The organism is Paenibacillus vini (assembly GCF_018403325.1).
Lineage (GTDB): Bacteria > Bacillota > Bacilli > Paenibacillales > Paenibacillaceae > Fontibacillus > Fontibacillus vini.
The window spans coordinates 1-255 of the sequence record NZ_BOSL01000080.1 but is presented as its reverse complement, the minus strand read 5'-3'; the positions used below and the strand labels follow the sequence as shown (position 1 = coordinate 255).

Here is a 255-nt window from a genome sequence, read left to right as displayed (position 1 = left end):
CTGTATCGGGATATTCCTATACTTTTGAAGGGAAGAAAGTGACAGATACACGAATCAAACGCCTGATTATAAAGCTGTTGGAAGGCGAGGAACACACCTACGGATACCGAAAGCTGACCATCGCCTTGCGCCGGCAACATAACCTTAAGATTAACAAAAAGAAGGTGTACAGGCTCTGCAAAGAACTTGGTATCCTAGGCAAGCCTGTAAAACCCAAACACTCCTATCCGCGCAGACTAGCGAACAACATGGAAG

The 255-nt window shown here is 45.9% G+C and carries 1 protein-coding gene; it reads left to right on the top strand.

The window, feature by feature from the left end:
- Positions 1-38: 38 nt before the first annotated feature.
- The coding region (locus tag KJS57_RS26250) for a helix-turn-helix domain-containing protein (protein ID WP_213656848.1) at positions 39-255 on the top strand (217 nt) is incomplete at its 3' end.